This is a genomic window from Allolucifera butyrica, assembly GCF_900476375.1.
GTDB lineage: Bacteria > Bacillota > Negativicutes > Sporomusales > UPPP01 > Lucifera > Lucifera butyrica.
The window spans coordinates 79019-93985 of record NZ_UPPP01000053.1; the positions used below are offsets into that span (position 1 = coordinate 79019).

The window sequence follows — 14967 nt, forward strand, 5'->3', positions numbered from 1 at the left end:
TATGTTCCTTTTTTTATTGCTGTCTGTCAGCGGCTGCCGGGACCGCTATGATGTGGATGAACTGGCCATTGTCATCGGGGTAGGCATTGACCAGGTAAAGGGAGCGGAACCCATCCTGTTAACCGTCCAGGTTGTAAATCCCGCCGCGACCAAAAGTCCCGGCACGGAAGGCGGCGGTGGCAGCGGCGGCCAGAATAAACCCTTTATTATCTTAACCAGCCAAGGAAAAACTGTTCTGGAAGCAGTTCGAAATCTAACCAGGACTTCTCCTCGGAAGTTGTTATTTTCCCACAATAAAATCATTGTCCTGGGCAAAACCCTGGCCGAATCGGACATAGCCGAAGTTATGGATTACATTGAACGGGACCGGGAATTCCGCCGGACGAATCTCGTCGTTGTTGCGGAACAAACCGCGAAAGAAATTCTGGAAACAAAAACGGATATTGAAATGCTGCCGGCGCTCGGACTGTTTACCACTCTGACTGGCAAAAGCCAGGAATTTGTTTATCCGGTCAATCTCAATGAATTTTTGTTGAATCTGCAGAATGGTATCGGTGTAAGCTATGCCCCATTAGTGAATTTAAAAGATCTCAACCAGGAAAGCAACCGGCAGTTGGAACAAGCCGCAGGAAAGCCGATGCCAACGTCCACTGCCAAAAGTCCCGCCAAAATTGACCTGGACGGAATGGCCGTCTTCAGGCACAATCGCCTGATCGGCACACTCAATGATAAGGAATCGAGAGACCTGCTTTGGCTCACCAACAAATTGCAAAGAGATATGGTAACCGTTCCCGCCTTAACGGCAAAAGGCGACGGTGAAATTGCCGTAGATATCACTAAGGGAAACAGTGAAATCATTCCCCACTTTACCAATCACGGCATTACCATGGATATCATTTGTACCGGCAATGCTACGCTGCGCGAAACCGGTTCTTTCAGTCCGCAGTTAAAAGATTTGCAGCAGTATAATCAAATTGAACAGAAGACGGAGGAACTGCTGCAAGCGCGGATGGAGCAAACGGTTAACCGGGCACAGCAGGAATTAAAAGCGGATTATCTCGGTTTCGGCAATCAAATCCACAATTACAACCCGCCTGTGTGGCACCGGCTTCAAAACGACTGGGACCAGACCTTTCCGCAAATCCCATACCGAGTTACCTTCCATATAACCCTTTTGCGGGCCGGAACCATCCGGGGTTCCGCCATTCCGGAGAATGCGGGGTCTGAGTTATGACACTGCTGCTAATCCTGGCAGGCCTCCTGACCGCCGTCTATGAGGGGCTGCCGCTATTTAGAAAAAGACTTTGGCGGGAATTGGCCATATTGGGTTTACTCCTCGGATCGGCCGGGTTATTGGGAATTGTCCAGGTGCTGGGTCTGTCAACCCCGCTCAACTGGCTCGAACAAATCCTTGGCCCCGTTGGAAGGCAGTTCTTTAAGTAGCGTGAGAAAGACCGCTGCGCGGTTTTTCAGTCCATGGCGCAGGGCTCAGGGCGCGAACACGGCATCCGGCCAAAAACTAAAAAAGAGGTAAAAAAGATATGCAGGAAAGAGAAATCATCACGACCAACCAATTTGTCTGGATGTTGTTCATTCTGATCACTTCCATTACTTCCATGCAGTTGCCGGCAATGCTAATCGCCCAGGCAGGACGTGACGCCTGGCTGTCCGTACTCGGCGGCTGGCTGCTGGATGTCCTGCTGGCTGTGATTTATGCCTACATGGGGCTCCGCTTTCCCGGTGAGAATTTTGTGCAATACAGCAGCACCATTCTGGGCAAAAGAGCGGGAAAACTCGTAGGAGTTCTGTTCCCGTTATTCTTTTTGGTAGTATGTACGATTATCATGCGCGGTTTCGGTCAATTAATCATCGACTTCTTTCTGCCGACAGCTCCTCTCGCAGCAATTCTGCTTTCCAGTTTGTTCGTCGCCGCCTACGCCGCCCGCCAGGGACTGGAAGTGATCGTCCGCAATTCCGAACTGCTGGGGCCCTTGTATATCTTTAGCATCCTCATCGTCGCTCTGTTAATCACTCCCGACGTGGAAGTCAACCTGCTTAAACCGCAGTTTGATTACGGTGTGCGGCCGTTTCTGACGGGCGCTCCCTTTATACTTACCTATTTCGGCATTTGTATCATGATGTCCATGTTTATCCCGCTCTGCAACCGGCCGGAAAATGGTTTTGTGGCCAAGTTTATTTCGGTCAGTCTGGGCGCCGCCTTTAGCATCATTATGGTGGTTCTCGCCGTGGCGGTTTTTGGTTATAAGCAGGCTGAAAACATGTACGCTCCCGGTCTTGAACTTAGCCGGATGATCAGTATCGGCCGCTATTTGGAACGGGTGGAAATTATTTGGGTAATGCTGGTCATCGGCGCGGGAATTATTGCCTCAGCCTGCATGCTCTGGGCCTTCAGCGTCGGCATAGCTCAGCTTGCAGGTTTACGCACCTATAAGCCCCTTGTTTATCCCACCGCCCTGCTGGCTATGATGCTTGGCCTAACCTCCTTTCATAGCAGCATGGAACAAACCCGTTTCGCCGAATATACCTATCCCGTTTTTGCCGCCTTTATAGAAGCCGGTTTGGAAATTTTTCTCTTTATTACCGCACTGATTTTCAACAAGCGGGGAAAAAGTACACTTCATTAGGGTTCCCAATAATGAAGGAGGGCTTACCATAGGAAATTTCAGCTATTATAACCTGTCTGCCATTTTTACAGGGCTATGTATCATTGTAACCTGCTGTACGATTGCTTATCTCTTTCAAAAACATTTATTCAGTAAGTACCGGGGAAAAATTTCTCCCATTACCGATAAGCCTTCGCCGGATAAAGAATAGAAAAAAAATATTACTAGCAAAAAAATCTGCAAGCACCGGTTGGTTTTGCAGATTTCTTTTTGCGATAAATTCAAATAAGCAAAGCCCCTCGCTCCTTATAGCGCCGGATTAAGAATTCGGAACAGACTCTGGTAATTCCGTCAATGCCTTGCAACTCCCGCACATAACGGTCGGCATGCTCCTGATTGTCGAACAGGACATGAACGTGCAAATGAGGCTGGCCGCTCATTTGGTAAACATTAGTCGTTTCGTCTGCAGCCATCAGTTTTTCAGCGACGGACTCCATGCTGGCCCAGTCCACTTCCACCGTAAAATACATAGACAGCATTTTGCCGGCCTTAAGTGGATTTACGACGATAGTAAACCGGTCGATAATTTCATTGTCTATAAGACGGTTAATCCGTTCCCGGACCGCCGCGCGGGTTAAATTGACAAGACGCCCAAGGTCGGCGTTGCTCAAACGGCCATTTTCCGACAAGTGTTTAAGGATTTGCCGATCCGTATCATCCAGGTTTTTAAGCTGCATTATAATCTCTCTCCTTTTAAAATCAGAACTTTTTTACAAAGTAAAGAAAAATAATAAAAATATTGACCAAATGTATATTAAATATTATACTCATGATTATAGTGAAAAAACAAATAAATTGTAACTTTTACACTAAATTTGCAATAATATTTCGAGGTGAAAAATTTGACGATTATCGCAGCAAAAATATTATGTATTTCCATTTTAGCCGGTATCACCGGTTCCATTCTGGGGCTAGGCGGCGGAATCATCGTTACGCCGGCTTTAACTTTGTTATTCGGCGTGGATATTGAACACGCCATCGGCGCCAGCCTTATCTCGGTAATTGCCACTTCCAGCGGTGCGGCCATTGCCTACATCCGGGACCAGGTCACCAATGTCCGGGCGGGAATCTTTTTGGAAATCGCCACAACGGTCGGAGCGGTTACCGGGGCGTTTATCGGCGGCCTGATCGCTCCCAATTTTTTGTATTTTATTTTTGGCCTGCTGTTATTGTATTCCGCCTTGGCGATGCTAAAGAAAGCCAAAGAGGAACTTCCTATCGGGGTTCCCTTAAGTAAAACGGCGGATAAACTAAAACTCCAGGGCGAATATTACGACAAAGCACTGGGAAAAACCATTCCCTATAATGTCGATAATGTATTCGGTGGACTTAGCGTCATGTATGGGGCCGGTGTCATTTCGGGCCTGCTGGGAATCGGCAGCGGCAGTTTTAAAGTCATGGCCATGGATATTTTTATGAAGCTGCCGCTGAAAGTATCCAGTGCCACCAGCAATTTTATGATGGGAGTCACCGCCGCGGCCAGCGCCGGAATTTATTTGTTCCGGGGGGATATCAATCCGCTCATCTCCGCGCCGGTGGCTCTTGGCGTGCTGATAGGAGCTACCGCCGGCGCCAGAATCATGCAGAAGCTTAAAAGCAAAACCATCCGCAAGTTGTTCATCCCGGTCTTAGGCTACATAGCAGTCCAAATGATGCTTCAGGGAATGGGGGGTAAATAATGCAGAAAAAGTCGGTACAAAATCCTGGTTCCGGCAAACGGCAACGTTCCCTGGATATTGTCGTCAGCCGTTGTTTACGGTTTGGCGTTATCCTAAGCGCCGTCGTGATTCTGTCAGGGCTCATTTATTTTTTCATTACCGGCACCAGCGGCTATCCGGGACAATCCTATCCCAATAACTTTGCCGGCATCATTAGCGGCGCCTTGCAGGCAAAGCCTTTTGCCATTATATTAACGGGGCTGCTTATTTTGATCCTAACCCCGATTATGCGGGTCGGAATTACCATATTTGTTTTCATTAAAGAGAAAGATTGGCTATATGCCGGTATCTCGTCAGTGGTCTTTCTGGTTCTGATAACCAGCTTTTTGTTTGGCAAGGCTCTTTAAAACGGCGAAATTAAAAACGCACTCATAGCGCATGAGTGCGTTTTTTTGGTACTTTCCTTTTCGCTGAAGCTTTTGGGCCGTGCCTTCTAATTTTCTTTACTCATAGCATCCAGAGTATTTCGCAAAACAGAGGCGGAACGGGACAAAGCCTGCATTTCCTCTTCTCTTAAGTTTCCCTCCACTATTTTTTCAACTCCGGACTGAGCCACAATGCAGGGTATGCTTAAACAGACGTCCCGGACTCCATACTGCCCCTCGAGGAAGGTAGATACGGTCAATACACTCCGCTGATTGCGAAGGATGGCGGTGACAATACGCACCAGGGCCAAACCAATGGCAAAATAGGTGGAACCTTTATAATCAATAATGTGATAGGCCGACTTTTTCACTTCATTCACAATCTCTTCCCGTACGGCCTGCCAGTTATTACATTTACGGCAAATGGCGCAATACCGGTCAATCTCATTGCCGGCAAGATGAGTCATCGACCAGGCGGCAAATTCGCTGTCACCGTGTTCGCCCAGAATGTAGGCATGAACATTGTGAACGTCAACACCGCAATGCTGGCCGAGTAAATAACGGAAGCGGGCGCTGTCGAGCACCGTTCCGGAGCCGATTACCCGGCCGGCTTTCCAGCCCAGTTCCTGTAAAACGGTATATGTCAGAATATCAACCGGATTGCTGGTCACAATCACAACAGCCTCCGATTCTTGTACCGCAATCTCACGGGCTATATTTTTCATAATTCCGGCATTACGCTTAAGAAGGTCCAACCGTGTTTCGCCCGGCTGCTGCTTGGCGCCGGCGGTTATGACAATGACACTGGCATCCCGGTAATCGGCGGAACTGCCGACGTGAATATGGAGGGGCGGAAAAAAGGGTAAGCCATGGGCCAAGTCCAAAACTTGTCCCTTCACTAAATCCTGATTAAAGTCAATCAGGGCAATTTCATCAGCCACGCCGCTTTGCGCAAGCGCATAGGCAAAGGTCGCCCCTACGGCTCCGGCTCCGACTATTACAACTTTTCTAGCCTTCCATTGATTTTGATTCATAACATCATGCCTCCTCTTCCTATGTATAATCCGGATATTATGCCGCAACCGGCACCGGCAGTACATATAATAAAACGACGATAAAGTGAGCGGCACTCCCGGCCATAACAAACAAGTGCCAAACCGTATGGTGGTACGGCAGCCGGCGCCAGAGATAAAAGACGGTACCGACCGTGTAGAAAAGACCGCCAAGAACCAGCCAGTATAGCCCCACGGTAGGTAAAGAAGCGATTAAAGGCTTCACGGCGATCAATACAAACCAACCCATCCCCACGTAGCATAAGGTGGAAAGAATCTTGAATTTTTTCACGAAAAAAATCTTGAAGACAATACCGGCTACCGCCAGCGCCCAAATCGTGGCAAAAATGCTCCACCCCCATACACCGTGCAGCAAAACAAGTGTAAACGGGGTATAGGTGCCGGCAATAAACAAATAAATGGCTGAGTGGTCAATAATCTTGAAAACATACTTGACCTTTTCCTTTTGAAAACTGTGATACAGCGTTGACGCTAAATACAATAGCAACAAGGTAGCGCCATAAATACTAAAACTCACTATATGCCAGACGTTGCCGTAAAAAGAAGCCGAAACCACCAGCACCACCAGTCCGGCTAAGGCCAATACCGCGCCAATGCCATGGGTAATTGCGTTCCAAAGTTCTTCCATATCAAGTTCTCCTATACTCGTTCTTAGCCTTATTATAACACGATCTTTGCTAATTATCGCCAGTCAATCACCGGACTAGTTTGTAGAAGAGCTAATATTGATCAATTCTTTCAAAATAACAATACTCCTTCTTTATCTAAAAGAAAAACCGCACAGAAATTATTCCGTACGGCTTACATTATAAATTTACCGTTCACTTATCCCTTTCCATTTGACTTCGGTTTTGCCGCTGTATTCTGCCCGGGGACGAATAATCCGGTTATTTTCATGCTGCTCCAGAATGTGGGCCAGCCAGCCGCTCGTACGGCTGATCGCAAACATAAGGGTAAACAGATCCCGGGGAATTTCCAAATAAGTGTAAACAGAAGCCGAATAGAAATCTACGTTGGGTTTTAATCCTTTCTGCTCATAAACCAACTTTTCAATCTTCAGAGACAATTCATACCAGCGCCGGTCATCCCGCCATTCTGCCAGTTCTCCGGATAAAGCCTGCAAATACTTCGCCCTGGGATCGCCGTTTTTATAAACCCGGTGGCCAAAACCCATGATCCGCTCGCCATTGGCAATCTTCTGCGCAATATATTCTTCTACCCGGGACAGTTCGCCAATTTCCTCCAACATCCGGGCGACCTGTTCATTGGCATTGCCGTGCAGCGGTCCCTTCAGCGTGCCAATCGCCGATACGATGCCGGAATAAATGTCGGACATGGTAGAAACGGTCACTCTGGCGGCAAAAGTCGATGCATTCAATTCGTGCTCAGCATGCAAAACAAAACAGGTGTCCAATGCTTTGGCCGCAATCGGGGCCGGTTTTTCTCCCGTCAACAGCCACAAAAACATTTCTGCCAATGAAGTTGGACGGATCGTTTTCAATTCAATCGGCTCTAATCCTTTACGAATCCTGTCGATGGCCGCAACAATAGCCGCAATCCGGGCCATAATGCGGACCGCTTTGCGATGGTCGGCCGCAAAGGAATGGTCCATAACCTCATCGTCAAAATGAGTAAGAAAAGATAAACAGGTCCGGAGTTTAGCCATCGCATTGCCCCATGGTGCATATAAATGCAAAAGCTCGTATATCTTTTTCGGCAATACGGCATTTTCCGCCAGGTCTTGTTTCAATGCCTTAAGCTCCAACCGGTTCGGCAAACGCCCATACCATAACAGATAAATGATTTCCTCAAACGTAGCGTTCTGGGCCAAGTCGTCGATGGAGTATCCCCGGTAGCGCAATTCGCTATTTTCTATAGAACAGATAGACGATTCACAAGCAACAATATCGGCTAATCCTGCCATTTTTAAAAACCCCTTTCCCCAAAAAATAAAAAGAACAAAAAGAACAAAATATCGTATTTAATTTCTGATTATAATACCTTACTTCTCTTTAATCAAGGGAAATGTGTAAATATACAAGTATTTTTTATCGAACTCGCCTAACTCCTGAAATATCAATCCATTTCAAGTAAACAAATATGCTTCAAACGCGAACATCGTTTTGTATAGTAGAATCATCTATTAGCCTGCAAAGCAGCCAATAGGGACTGCCTGGCATGGCTATATTGAAATTCGATGGCCATAATAGCGGCACGAACGCTCTTTAAATCCCGGTAACGGGACGGTGCAAGTTCCCGCCGGAACCGGTCCAGCAAACGTACCGCAGCAGTAAGCCCCAAAATATAAAATGGCTTTTTAAATATAAAGTTTACAAAAAAGTTCTCCAGTAAAATATCGCTTGTTAAGTCTGTCGAAGCAACGGCAGTATCATACCGGTCCAAAAAGTCGTAATTCCGGCGCACCATGTCATTGATATCCTGGCCGAGTGTTTCCTTTCCTCCGGCAGCATCCATTGCCAGCGCTGTTTTTTGAATCATTGCCAGACGGTCGTCAATAGGCAAGCCCCGTTGCTGCATAATATCAATAAAATGATTTTCCATTTCGAAATAATACCGCAATGGATTATGAACCGGCTGCTGCTCCGGAAAAACGGCTGTCACCCACTCCTGACCGCCAATAAAAAAAGGCGGCGTCTCCGAACGGATGACCCGGAGCGTTTTGTCCCGGCTCGCCATATCAACAACAGCCGGACAGCTAAAAGTAAGAGTGATCTCTACCCCGCGCGTCGTATTCATAGGATACCGGGGAAAGAGCTGACAAACACTGTCCAGGTGGTCATGCCCCGCCGTTTTGTGCAAACGGCAAAGACTGTCGCCCTCCAAAAACCAGCACTCACCATTCGGCTTTTTTCTGATGTAAGCGTATTCTCCCGGGTCTCCCTGCCGGTCGCACAAAGCAAATGCCTTATGGAACTCATCTTGTCCACCATTATAGGAAAAGAAAGCGGCATTGCGTTGATATGCTTTCTCACTCACCGTGACCAGCCAGTTGTTACGGCAGCAAGTCCCGCACATCCGGCAAGTAAACTCCCGGCAAAAATCCATATAAATATACATAAAATCATCACGTCCACGCTTGACTTATAAATTTCCCCGTTTCTTATACCACAGGGAAAAGGAATAGGCCAAAACCGAAACGATTATCAACAGGGCTAACCGCAAAGAATGTTGGTGATACGCCAAAAGGTCATGACCCAAAGTGACCTCAATCCAGGCTGACGGCAGCTTGCCAATTAATGTCGCCAATGCATAATCCCTTATGCTTATGCTGCTGAGCGCCCCCAGCGCCGTAATCAGTCCGGAAGGAACGTAGGGAATACTGCGGGCCACCAGCATAACCCGGAACCCTTTTTGGCCGCTGTATTCGTCAATTTTCTTCAATCCCGTACTGTGAGCAATGATTCGCTGCGCATAATCGCGCAGCAAATAGCGCAGCAAAAGAAAACTAATAATTACGCCGATCGATTCGGCAAGCCAGGAAATCAGTGTCCCCCTAACTACGCCAAAAATAATTCCATTGGCCGCCAGTATAAATATATTCGGTAAAACGGCAGTTGCATTAATTAAAACGACAATAAAAAAACTGACCGCCATAGCGTAGGGTCCATACGAACGGATAAAGTGAATGCTGCCGCGAAGATCCCCTTTGAACAGCAAATGGATTATGCCGGTCACCCAGTGGGGTTGAAAAAAACAGAGTACGGCTGTTATTATGGCCACTCCGGCAACAATACCTATACGAACTGTCTGCTTGTTATCTTTCATGCGAGGCCCCCTAATTTAGTATACAGGAATGCGAATACTATTATCGTACCTTGATTGACCTATTTTATCAAGTAATGCAAAAAAAATCCCCTCACCCAGGTGAGGGACAATTAGACGAATCGATTTTTAGGGGGATCTATTTAAACGGCCGGCATAGCAGAAGACATTCCTGGCCGCTGCTATACCGCCGGTTCTTTCAATTTGCTATTGAGAGCTTGCGAGCCGGGAAAAAATCAGGACAAGTGAAAATACATATATAAGATTGAACCGACGGTTAAGCCACCGACAGTAATAATGCCGTAAATAAAATCCAGCAGCATTGCCTATCCCTCCTGTCTCAAAATACTGTTTCTATAATATTTGTCGCCATAAATTCAAGGTGCGAAATGTGGGGACTATATTTATTTTAGTGGTAAATTGTGACAAAACAATGACAAAACCCGGTCAAGTAATACGACTGAAAAAATTCCGGTCCCTCGTATTTCCGGGAAAAATATGGTATATTATTATTATAAAATAATATTTCCAAAAAGAAGGCGAGCTGTGGTGATCTATCCCTCGATCGACAGTTTATTGAGTAAAATCGACAGTAAGTATACGCTTGTCATTCTAGCGGCTAAACGGGCCCGGGAAATCGTGGACGGCAACCGGCCCCCGGCGGAAGAATCCGCTTCGGCCAAACCCGTCACGATTGCGTTGGAGGAAATAGCCCAAGACAAAATTACCTTTAAACGGACCCGGACAGGTATTAAATAAATTAGCACACATCTTACTTAGGAATTTGGAAAAGCCCACTCATCTTGAGCGGGCTTTCCTCATAGCCTTTAGGGAATCTCTTTTTTAAAAACTATAGGTCAAATCGACGCCATATTTTTTCGCCTTTACGTTTGTATTAATGGTTTTATAATCACCATACCAGGGAGAGATATCAAAGTTTTTGTCAATTTGGCGGTCGGCAATAATTCGCCAGCCTTTGGCGCCGTTAATATACATATCGCCCCACCAGGCCATATGATCGCCATTTTCGATGGGCGCATTCAGATTGGGACCTTGTTTCCAATATTGCAGCCAAACATCGGTCCCGTTAATGTTCTTATAAATTTGATACTTTTGCAGCGTATTATTCGTATCCTGGCGGGTATTTTTTGCATAATTGGCCTGAATCGCCAGGCCGTTGTCAAAAGTGTATCCCAGGGTACCGCCAACAATATTTCCGCCCCGGTTGCCCATCACATCTTTTTCGCCTTCAATCCAGCGTCCGGCAACATCAAAATTGCCCAGCTTCGTTGAAATGCTGGCTGCATTTACCCGCCCGTTCGTATCATTGCCGGCATTCGAAAGATCATACCATCCCGCAGCGGCAAATAAATTGCTATTTTTCCCTAGTTTGGTATTTATCGTGGCTCCCCGGAAAAAGTCGTCCATCAAAAAGCCATCCCACAGTACCTGTTTTCCAAAGGCCATCGTAGTATCCGCCGCAGGCTGATAACTGATCCAAGCCTGCCTGGTTTCTACAGCGCCCCGTTGCGACTGGTCGTTGTGTCTTTGTGAATCCAGACCGGTATAGGTTCGGATTTGATACAAAGTATGCACTTTATCAGTTACCTGCTTTTCGACGGTAAACCGGTACTCCCAGTCATATTCATGCAACGGTGAACCCGAATTACCGTAAACATTTTCCGATTGAATCCAGTTGCTGAATTTCAGCCCATTTACACCGGCAGTATTCCGTTCTACATTTTCCAGCCGGACTCCCAGGCTCTCTAATTCGTCTTTGTATTCAACCGACAATCGATCAAGCATCGCTTTCTCTTCGGCATTGGCCTTGTCCGACCGGTACATTGCCCGGGCGATTAATTGCGCCATTTCATAGCGGGTAACCGGCTTGTTGCCCCGGAAAGTACCATCGCCATATCCGTCAATCAATCCGGCCTGCGCTAATTGTTTTACTGCCCCGTACGCCCAGTCATCAGGCGAAACATCGGCAAAAGGGTTCACCGCAGCCAAGGAAGTGCTCATACTAAACAGTAATATCAGAATCAAGCCGGCAGCCATTTTTTTCTTCATTCTCTATCTCCTCTTTTCAATGGATTCAGGGAAACTCACACTTTTACCTTTTTACCTTTACTTCTAATCCCCCCTCAAATTCCGTTACTCATCCCGCTGGTCATTTTTGATCCCTCCCTTATTTGCTCCTTGCCACCCGTGGATTGCAGCATTAACCCAGAACCTTTCAACAACAGCGCTTACAGTAATTTTGCACTTATGTATAGTGCAAAAAGTATGCCAAGCATTAGTAAAAACAAATATTTAATTTGCCGCTTTAACCAGGGTTGAACCGATTGCCATAATTGGCTAATTTCGTTCAGCACCCGGTTGAAAATAAAAAAACAGTGTGCGATTTTCTTACACACTGTTTCCCTAATCCATAATTTTCAGTGTATTTTTCTGCACACTAAGAAAGACCGCTGCTGCGGTCTTTCGGCATAAGGAGCTTTTTGGCGACTGCCCGGACAAGAAATCTTCAGGGCGCCGTAAATTTAAATTTCATCCACGGTTCCAAATAATCCAACAAAAAAATCTCTTTTTCGGTAATCCTGCCGGCAACATTGGTTTTTCCACTGTTCGGCATCGGCCTTAGGGCGATTTGTAATTCCCCTGCATACCGTTTATATAAGGAAGACTCGATTAATAGATCGCCCCGTTTTATATCCGGCGTATTAAATAAGGGAAAATCATACTCCTTGTACTTTACTCTAGATTGGGTTGACCGAACAACAAAATCCGAAACATCCCCCCGATTGTAGTGGAATTCTTCTAAAATAATTTTCCGCTCCAGCGCCGGCGTGCAGTCCATAATTTCGACGGTAAAATCCAGCATATATTTATCAACCCCACTGAGCCTGCGCAATTCTTCTTCCGAGGCGAAAGCATTGGCAATCATTACATCGTCAATCACACCGGTGGCAAAGAGGTGCTTGGCCTGCACTTCCACCGGCAGGCTGCGATGCATTTCCAGCGTACACAAACCTTCCGTCACCGGCCATGGCCCTCCGGTAGCCGCTTGCGAATTGATGAACGCCGCCGTCCGGATGCCCTGCTCTTTAAACTGCCGGCTGCATTTCATAAAATGCGCATAACTCAGTCCGGTATAAACATGGGGATAAAAATTATGACACCCCAGGATATTCTCCGGGTTGGCCTGATGGGACAGGATATTTTCCAGATATTTGGTACCGTTGCTGGCATTCAGTTCAATTTTTAAGCCATAGGGATTAAACGTCATAATCGATTCTTCCTGGCCGCTGAACCCTAAATCCAGCCGTATGCCGGCAAGGCCTAGCTCGTGGAAGAAAGCCAGGTCATGCACAGTAACCCCGAAACTTTGAAAAATTGCCGGCTCCACATCGGCAATGACCTCCATATTATATTGATTGGCCAAGGCGGTAATTCGTTTAAATTCCTCGATGACAACCTGAATATCCCTGCCGTCCATCGATATCAGGCAGGTAAATACTCTTTGGAAACCATACTTCGCAGCGAGTCCGATATATTCTAAAATCTCCTCCAATCCTGTCTGACCAGGATAAACGGATATTCCCAACCGTCTCATATAATCTTCATCCTCTCATTATGTATAAGGAGCTCTCGCGGGGTATTAACCCGCCAGAGCTCTTTATGGGACATTATAAACGGGCATACACCTCAACTAGCTCATTGGCAAGTGATTTAACGGTTATCGCCGTCATCAAATGGTCTTGTGCATGAATTAACAGCAGCGAAATTTCTGTTTTCTTGCCGTTTGCTTCGGCTTGAATCAGTTTGGTTTGCTCAGCATGGGCGTTACCCAGTTTATCTGCCGACTGACCGATCAGTTCTCTCGCTTTATCAAACTCGCCCCGTTTGGCGCATTGAATCGCTTCCATTGCACAGCTCCTGGCTTCTCCGCTTTGTATTATAATGCTGAGAATTGTTTCTTCCATGTAATTGTTATGCTCCTTTACTATTGATAGGAACCTGCACTGAAAGTTCCGCTTTATTTTCATATCTCTCGCTTAAAATAATGAAAGGTATATAAATAATTACGCCGATTACCAGATTCATCAGGGCCAATAATCCGCCCGCCAGGGAACCGGTAACTAAAAATCCGCCGATAACCGGGGGTGTTGTCCACGGCATCATGGCAATAGTCCGTGGTACAAGCCCCGACGCAATCGCCGTATAGGTTATGATTGTCAATACGACCGGACTTAGCACAAAGGGAATTAAATAAATCGGATTTAAAACGATCGGCAAACCAAACATCATCGGTTCATTAATATTAAAAACAGCAGGCGCGGCAGCCAGTTTGGCAATACTCCGGTTGTTTTTCCGTTTGCCGGCAATAAACAGGGCGATGATTAAACTAATTGTAGTGCCCGCTCCGCCCATCCAGACAAAAGCATCAAAAAACGGCATGGTTACGATATGCGGGATGGGTTGTCCGGCTTGAAAAGCGGCAATATTGTCGTTAATGGCCGGCAAATAGACCGCATTTAAAATCGGCCCTAAAATATTGGTCCCGTGCAAACCGAAAAACCATAAAATATGAACCAGAAAAGCGACCAGTATGGCTGAGCCCATATGGTCCGCCAAACCGGAAATCGGGGCTTGAATCGCCTTAAAGATGGCCTGGTGAATATCCGGCACGCCAAAGGCGGTTGTCAGACACCGGACAATTCCGAACAAGGTCAATACAACGACCGAAGGAATCAATGCGGCGAAGGATTTCCCGACAGCAGGCGGCACCCCTGCCGGCATCTTGATGATCAGTTTTGGATTCCCCATCAGTCTGACAAATAATTCGGTGGCAATCAAAGCGGCGAACAAGGCCACAAATAATCCTTGGGCACCCAGAAACCCGAACGGAATGGCCCAGTCTTTCGCTGAACCGTTATACAGCATGATTAGCGAACCGAAAGAAACCAGCGCTGCGGCCAGGCCGTCTTTATCATAGGATTTAGCCAGGCTGTAGCTTGTGCTTACCACAACAAGCAATGACATCACGGCAAAGGTTCCTGTCCACAAATTTCCGCCAAAGCTCTTCCATGATTTGCCGAAAATGTCCGTCATTAAATTTTGATAGGCCGGAACGGGCAAACTGTTTATCAATACGGCTAAAGCTCCGACTAGGATCAACGGCATAATCGCTACAAATCCGTCACGAATAGCAACCAAATGACGTTGTGAACCCATTCTCCCGGCAAAAGGCACAAAATATTTTTCCAGAAAATTAATGATTTTTCCCATAATCCTCTTCCCACCTTTGCGATTTTAAAATGCAGGTAATTCTTTCAGAGTT

Annotated in this window: 16 protein-coding genes; 6 read left to right on the forward strand and 10 right to left on the reverse strand. The window is 46.6% G+C overall.

The annotated features are described in order from the left end of the window. Position 1 precedes the first annotated feature (1 nt). The 3 genes from LUCIF_RS01735 (at position 2) to LUCIF_RS01745 (ending at position 2645) form a co-directional block, all read left to right on the forward strand. Positions 2–1234 carry a Ger(x)C family spore germination protein gene (locus tag LUCIF_RS01735; RefSeq protein ID WP_165865846.1) on the forward strand — a complete coding sequence of 411 codons (1233 nt, stop codon included), beginning with the start codon at positions 2–4 and terminating at the stop codon, positions 1232–1234. Then, positions 1231–1443, forward strand: a complete 213-nt coding sequence (locus LUCIF_RS01740; protein ID WP_122626151.1) for a hypothetical protein — start codon at positions 1231–1233, stop codon at positions 1441–1443. Before LUCIF_RS01735 ends, LUCIF_RS01740 begins: the two co-directional genes overlap by 4 nt. Before the next feature lie 98 nt (positions 1444–1541). Continuing rightward, a complete protein-coding gene (locus tag LUCIF_RS01745; protein ID WP_122626152.1) occupies positions 1542–2645 on the forward strand; it encodes a GerAB/ArcD/ProY family transporter in 1104 nt (367 codons plus the stop codon). Positions 2646–2905: 260 nt separating this feature from the next. Here LUCIF_RS01745 and LUCIF_RS01750 read toward each other — a convergent pair whose 3' ends face one another. After that, positions 2906–3361 carry an Lrp/AsnC family transcriptional regulator gene (locus LUCIF_RS01750; RefSeq protein ID WP_122626153.1) on the reverse strand — a complete coding sequence of 152 codons (456 nt, stop codon included), beginning with the start codon at positions 3359–3361 and terminating at the stop codon, positions 2906–2908. A gap of 165 nt (positions 3362–3526) precedes the next feature. Here LUCIF_RS01750 and LUCIF_RS01755 point away from each other — a divergent pair, with 165 nt between their 5' ends. Both LUCIF_RS01755 and LUCIF_RS01760 read left to right on the forward strand, forming a co-directional pair. Beyond that, a complete protein-coding gene (locus tag LUCIF_RS01755; protein WP_122626154.1) occupies positions 3527–4363 on the forward strand; it encodes a sulfite exporter TauE/SafE family protein in 837 nt (278 codons plus the stop codon). Further along, on the forward strand, positions 4363–4749 hold the full coding sequence (locus tag LUCIF_RS01760) for a DUF1634 domain-containing protein (protein WP_122626155.1): 387 nt from the start codon (positions 4363–4365) through the stop codon (positions 4747–4749). Before LUCIF_RS01755 ends, LUCIF_RS01760 begins: the two co-directional genes overlap by 1 nt. An 86-nt stretch (positions 4750–4835) precedes the next feature. Here LUCIF_RS01760 and LUCIF_RS01765 read toward each other — a convergent pair whose 3' ends face one another. The 5 genes from LUCIF_RS01765 to LUCIF_RS01785 form a co-directional block, all read right to left on the reverse strand. Further along, complete coding sequence (locus LUCIF_RS01765; protein WP_122626156.1) at positions 4836–5801, reverse strand: L-lactate dehydrogenase; 966 nt, start codon at positions 5799–5801, stop codon at positions 4836–4838. Positions 5802–5838: 37 nt separating this feature from the next. Next, positions 5839–6468: a PAQR family membrane homeostasis protein TrhA gene (gene trhA, locus LUCIF_RS01770; protein WP_122626157.1), complete on the reverse strand. Its 630-nt coding sequence runs from the start codon at positions 6466–6468 to the stop codon at positions 5839–5841. Positions 6469–6654: 186 nt separating this feature from the next. Next, the gene (locus LUCIF_RS01775) at positions 6655–7764 is read right to left on the reverse strand and encodes a citrate/2-methylcitrate synthase (RefSeq protein ID WP_122626158.1); all 1110 of its coding nucleotides are present in this window, start codon (positions 7762–7764) and stop codon (positions 6655–6657) included. Between the two features lie 212 nt (positions 7765–7976). Further along, entirely contained in the window at positions 7977–8918 is a 942-nt protein-coding gene (gene fliB / locus LUCIF_RS01780; protein WP_122626159.1) for a flagellin lysine-N-methylase, read from the reverse strand. A gap of 24 nt (positions 8919–8942) precedes the next feature. Further along, positions 8943–9626 (reverse strand): TVP38/TMEM64 family protein, encoded by a 684-nt coding sequence (locus tag LUCIF_RS01785; RefSeq protein ID WP_122626160.1) that lies wholly within the window; start codon positions 9624–9626, stop codon positions 8943–8945. Positions 9627–10169: 543 nt separating this feature from the next. On the opposite strand from LUCIF_RS01785, the gene rpoZ reads away from it, so the two are divergent. Beyond that, the gene (rpoZ, locus tag LUCIF_RS01790) at positions 10170–10382 is read left to right on the forward strand and encodes a DNA-directed RNA polymerase subunit omega (protein WP_279386937.1); all 213 of its coding nucleotides are present in this window, start codon (positions 10170–10172) and stop codon (positions 10380–10382) included. A gap of 84 nt (positions 10383–10466) precedes the next feature. Here the strand turns inward: rpoZ and LUCIF_RS01795 are convergent, their stop codons facing one another. The 4 genes from LUCIF_RS01795 to LUCIF_RS01810 form a co-directional block, all read right to left on the reverse strand. Next, entirely contained in the window at positions 10467–11693 is a 1227-nt protein-coding gene (locus tag LUCIF_RS01795; RefSeq protein WP_122626161.1) for an S-layer homology domain-containing protein, read from the reverse strand. A gap of 457 nt (positions 11694–12150) precedes the next feature. Then, positions 12151–13239, reverse strand: a complete 1089-nt coding sequence (locus LUCIF_RS01800; protein ID WP_122626162.1) for a DUF871 domain-containing protein — start codon at positions 13237–13239, stop codon at positions 12151–12153. A 73-nt stretch (positions 13240–13312) separates the two neighbouring features. After that, the gene (locus LUCIF_RS01805; protein ID WP_306438779.1) at positions 13313–13672 is read right to left on the reverse strand and encodes a PTS lactose/cellobiose transporter subunit IIA; all 360 of its coding nucleotides are present in this window, start codon (positions 13670–13672) and stop codon (positions 13313–13315) included. Then, the gene (locus tag LUCIF_RS01810; RefSeq protein WP_122626164.1) at positions 13617–14915 is read right to left on the reverse strand and encodes a PTS sugar transporter subunit IIC; all 1299 of its coding nucleotides are present in this window, start codon (positions 14913–14915) and stop codon (positions 13617–13619) included. The genes LUCIF_RS01805 and LUCIF_RS01810 overlap by 56 nt, the downstream gene beginning before the upstream one ends. Between the last annotated feature and the right edge of the window lie 52 nt (positions 14916–14967).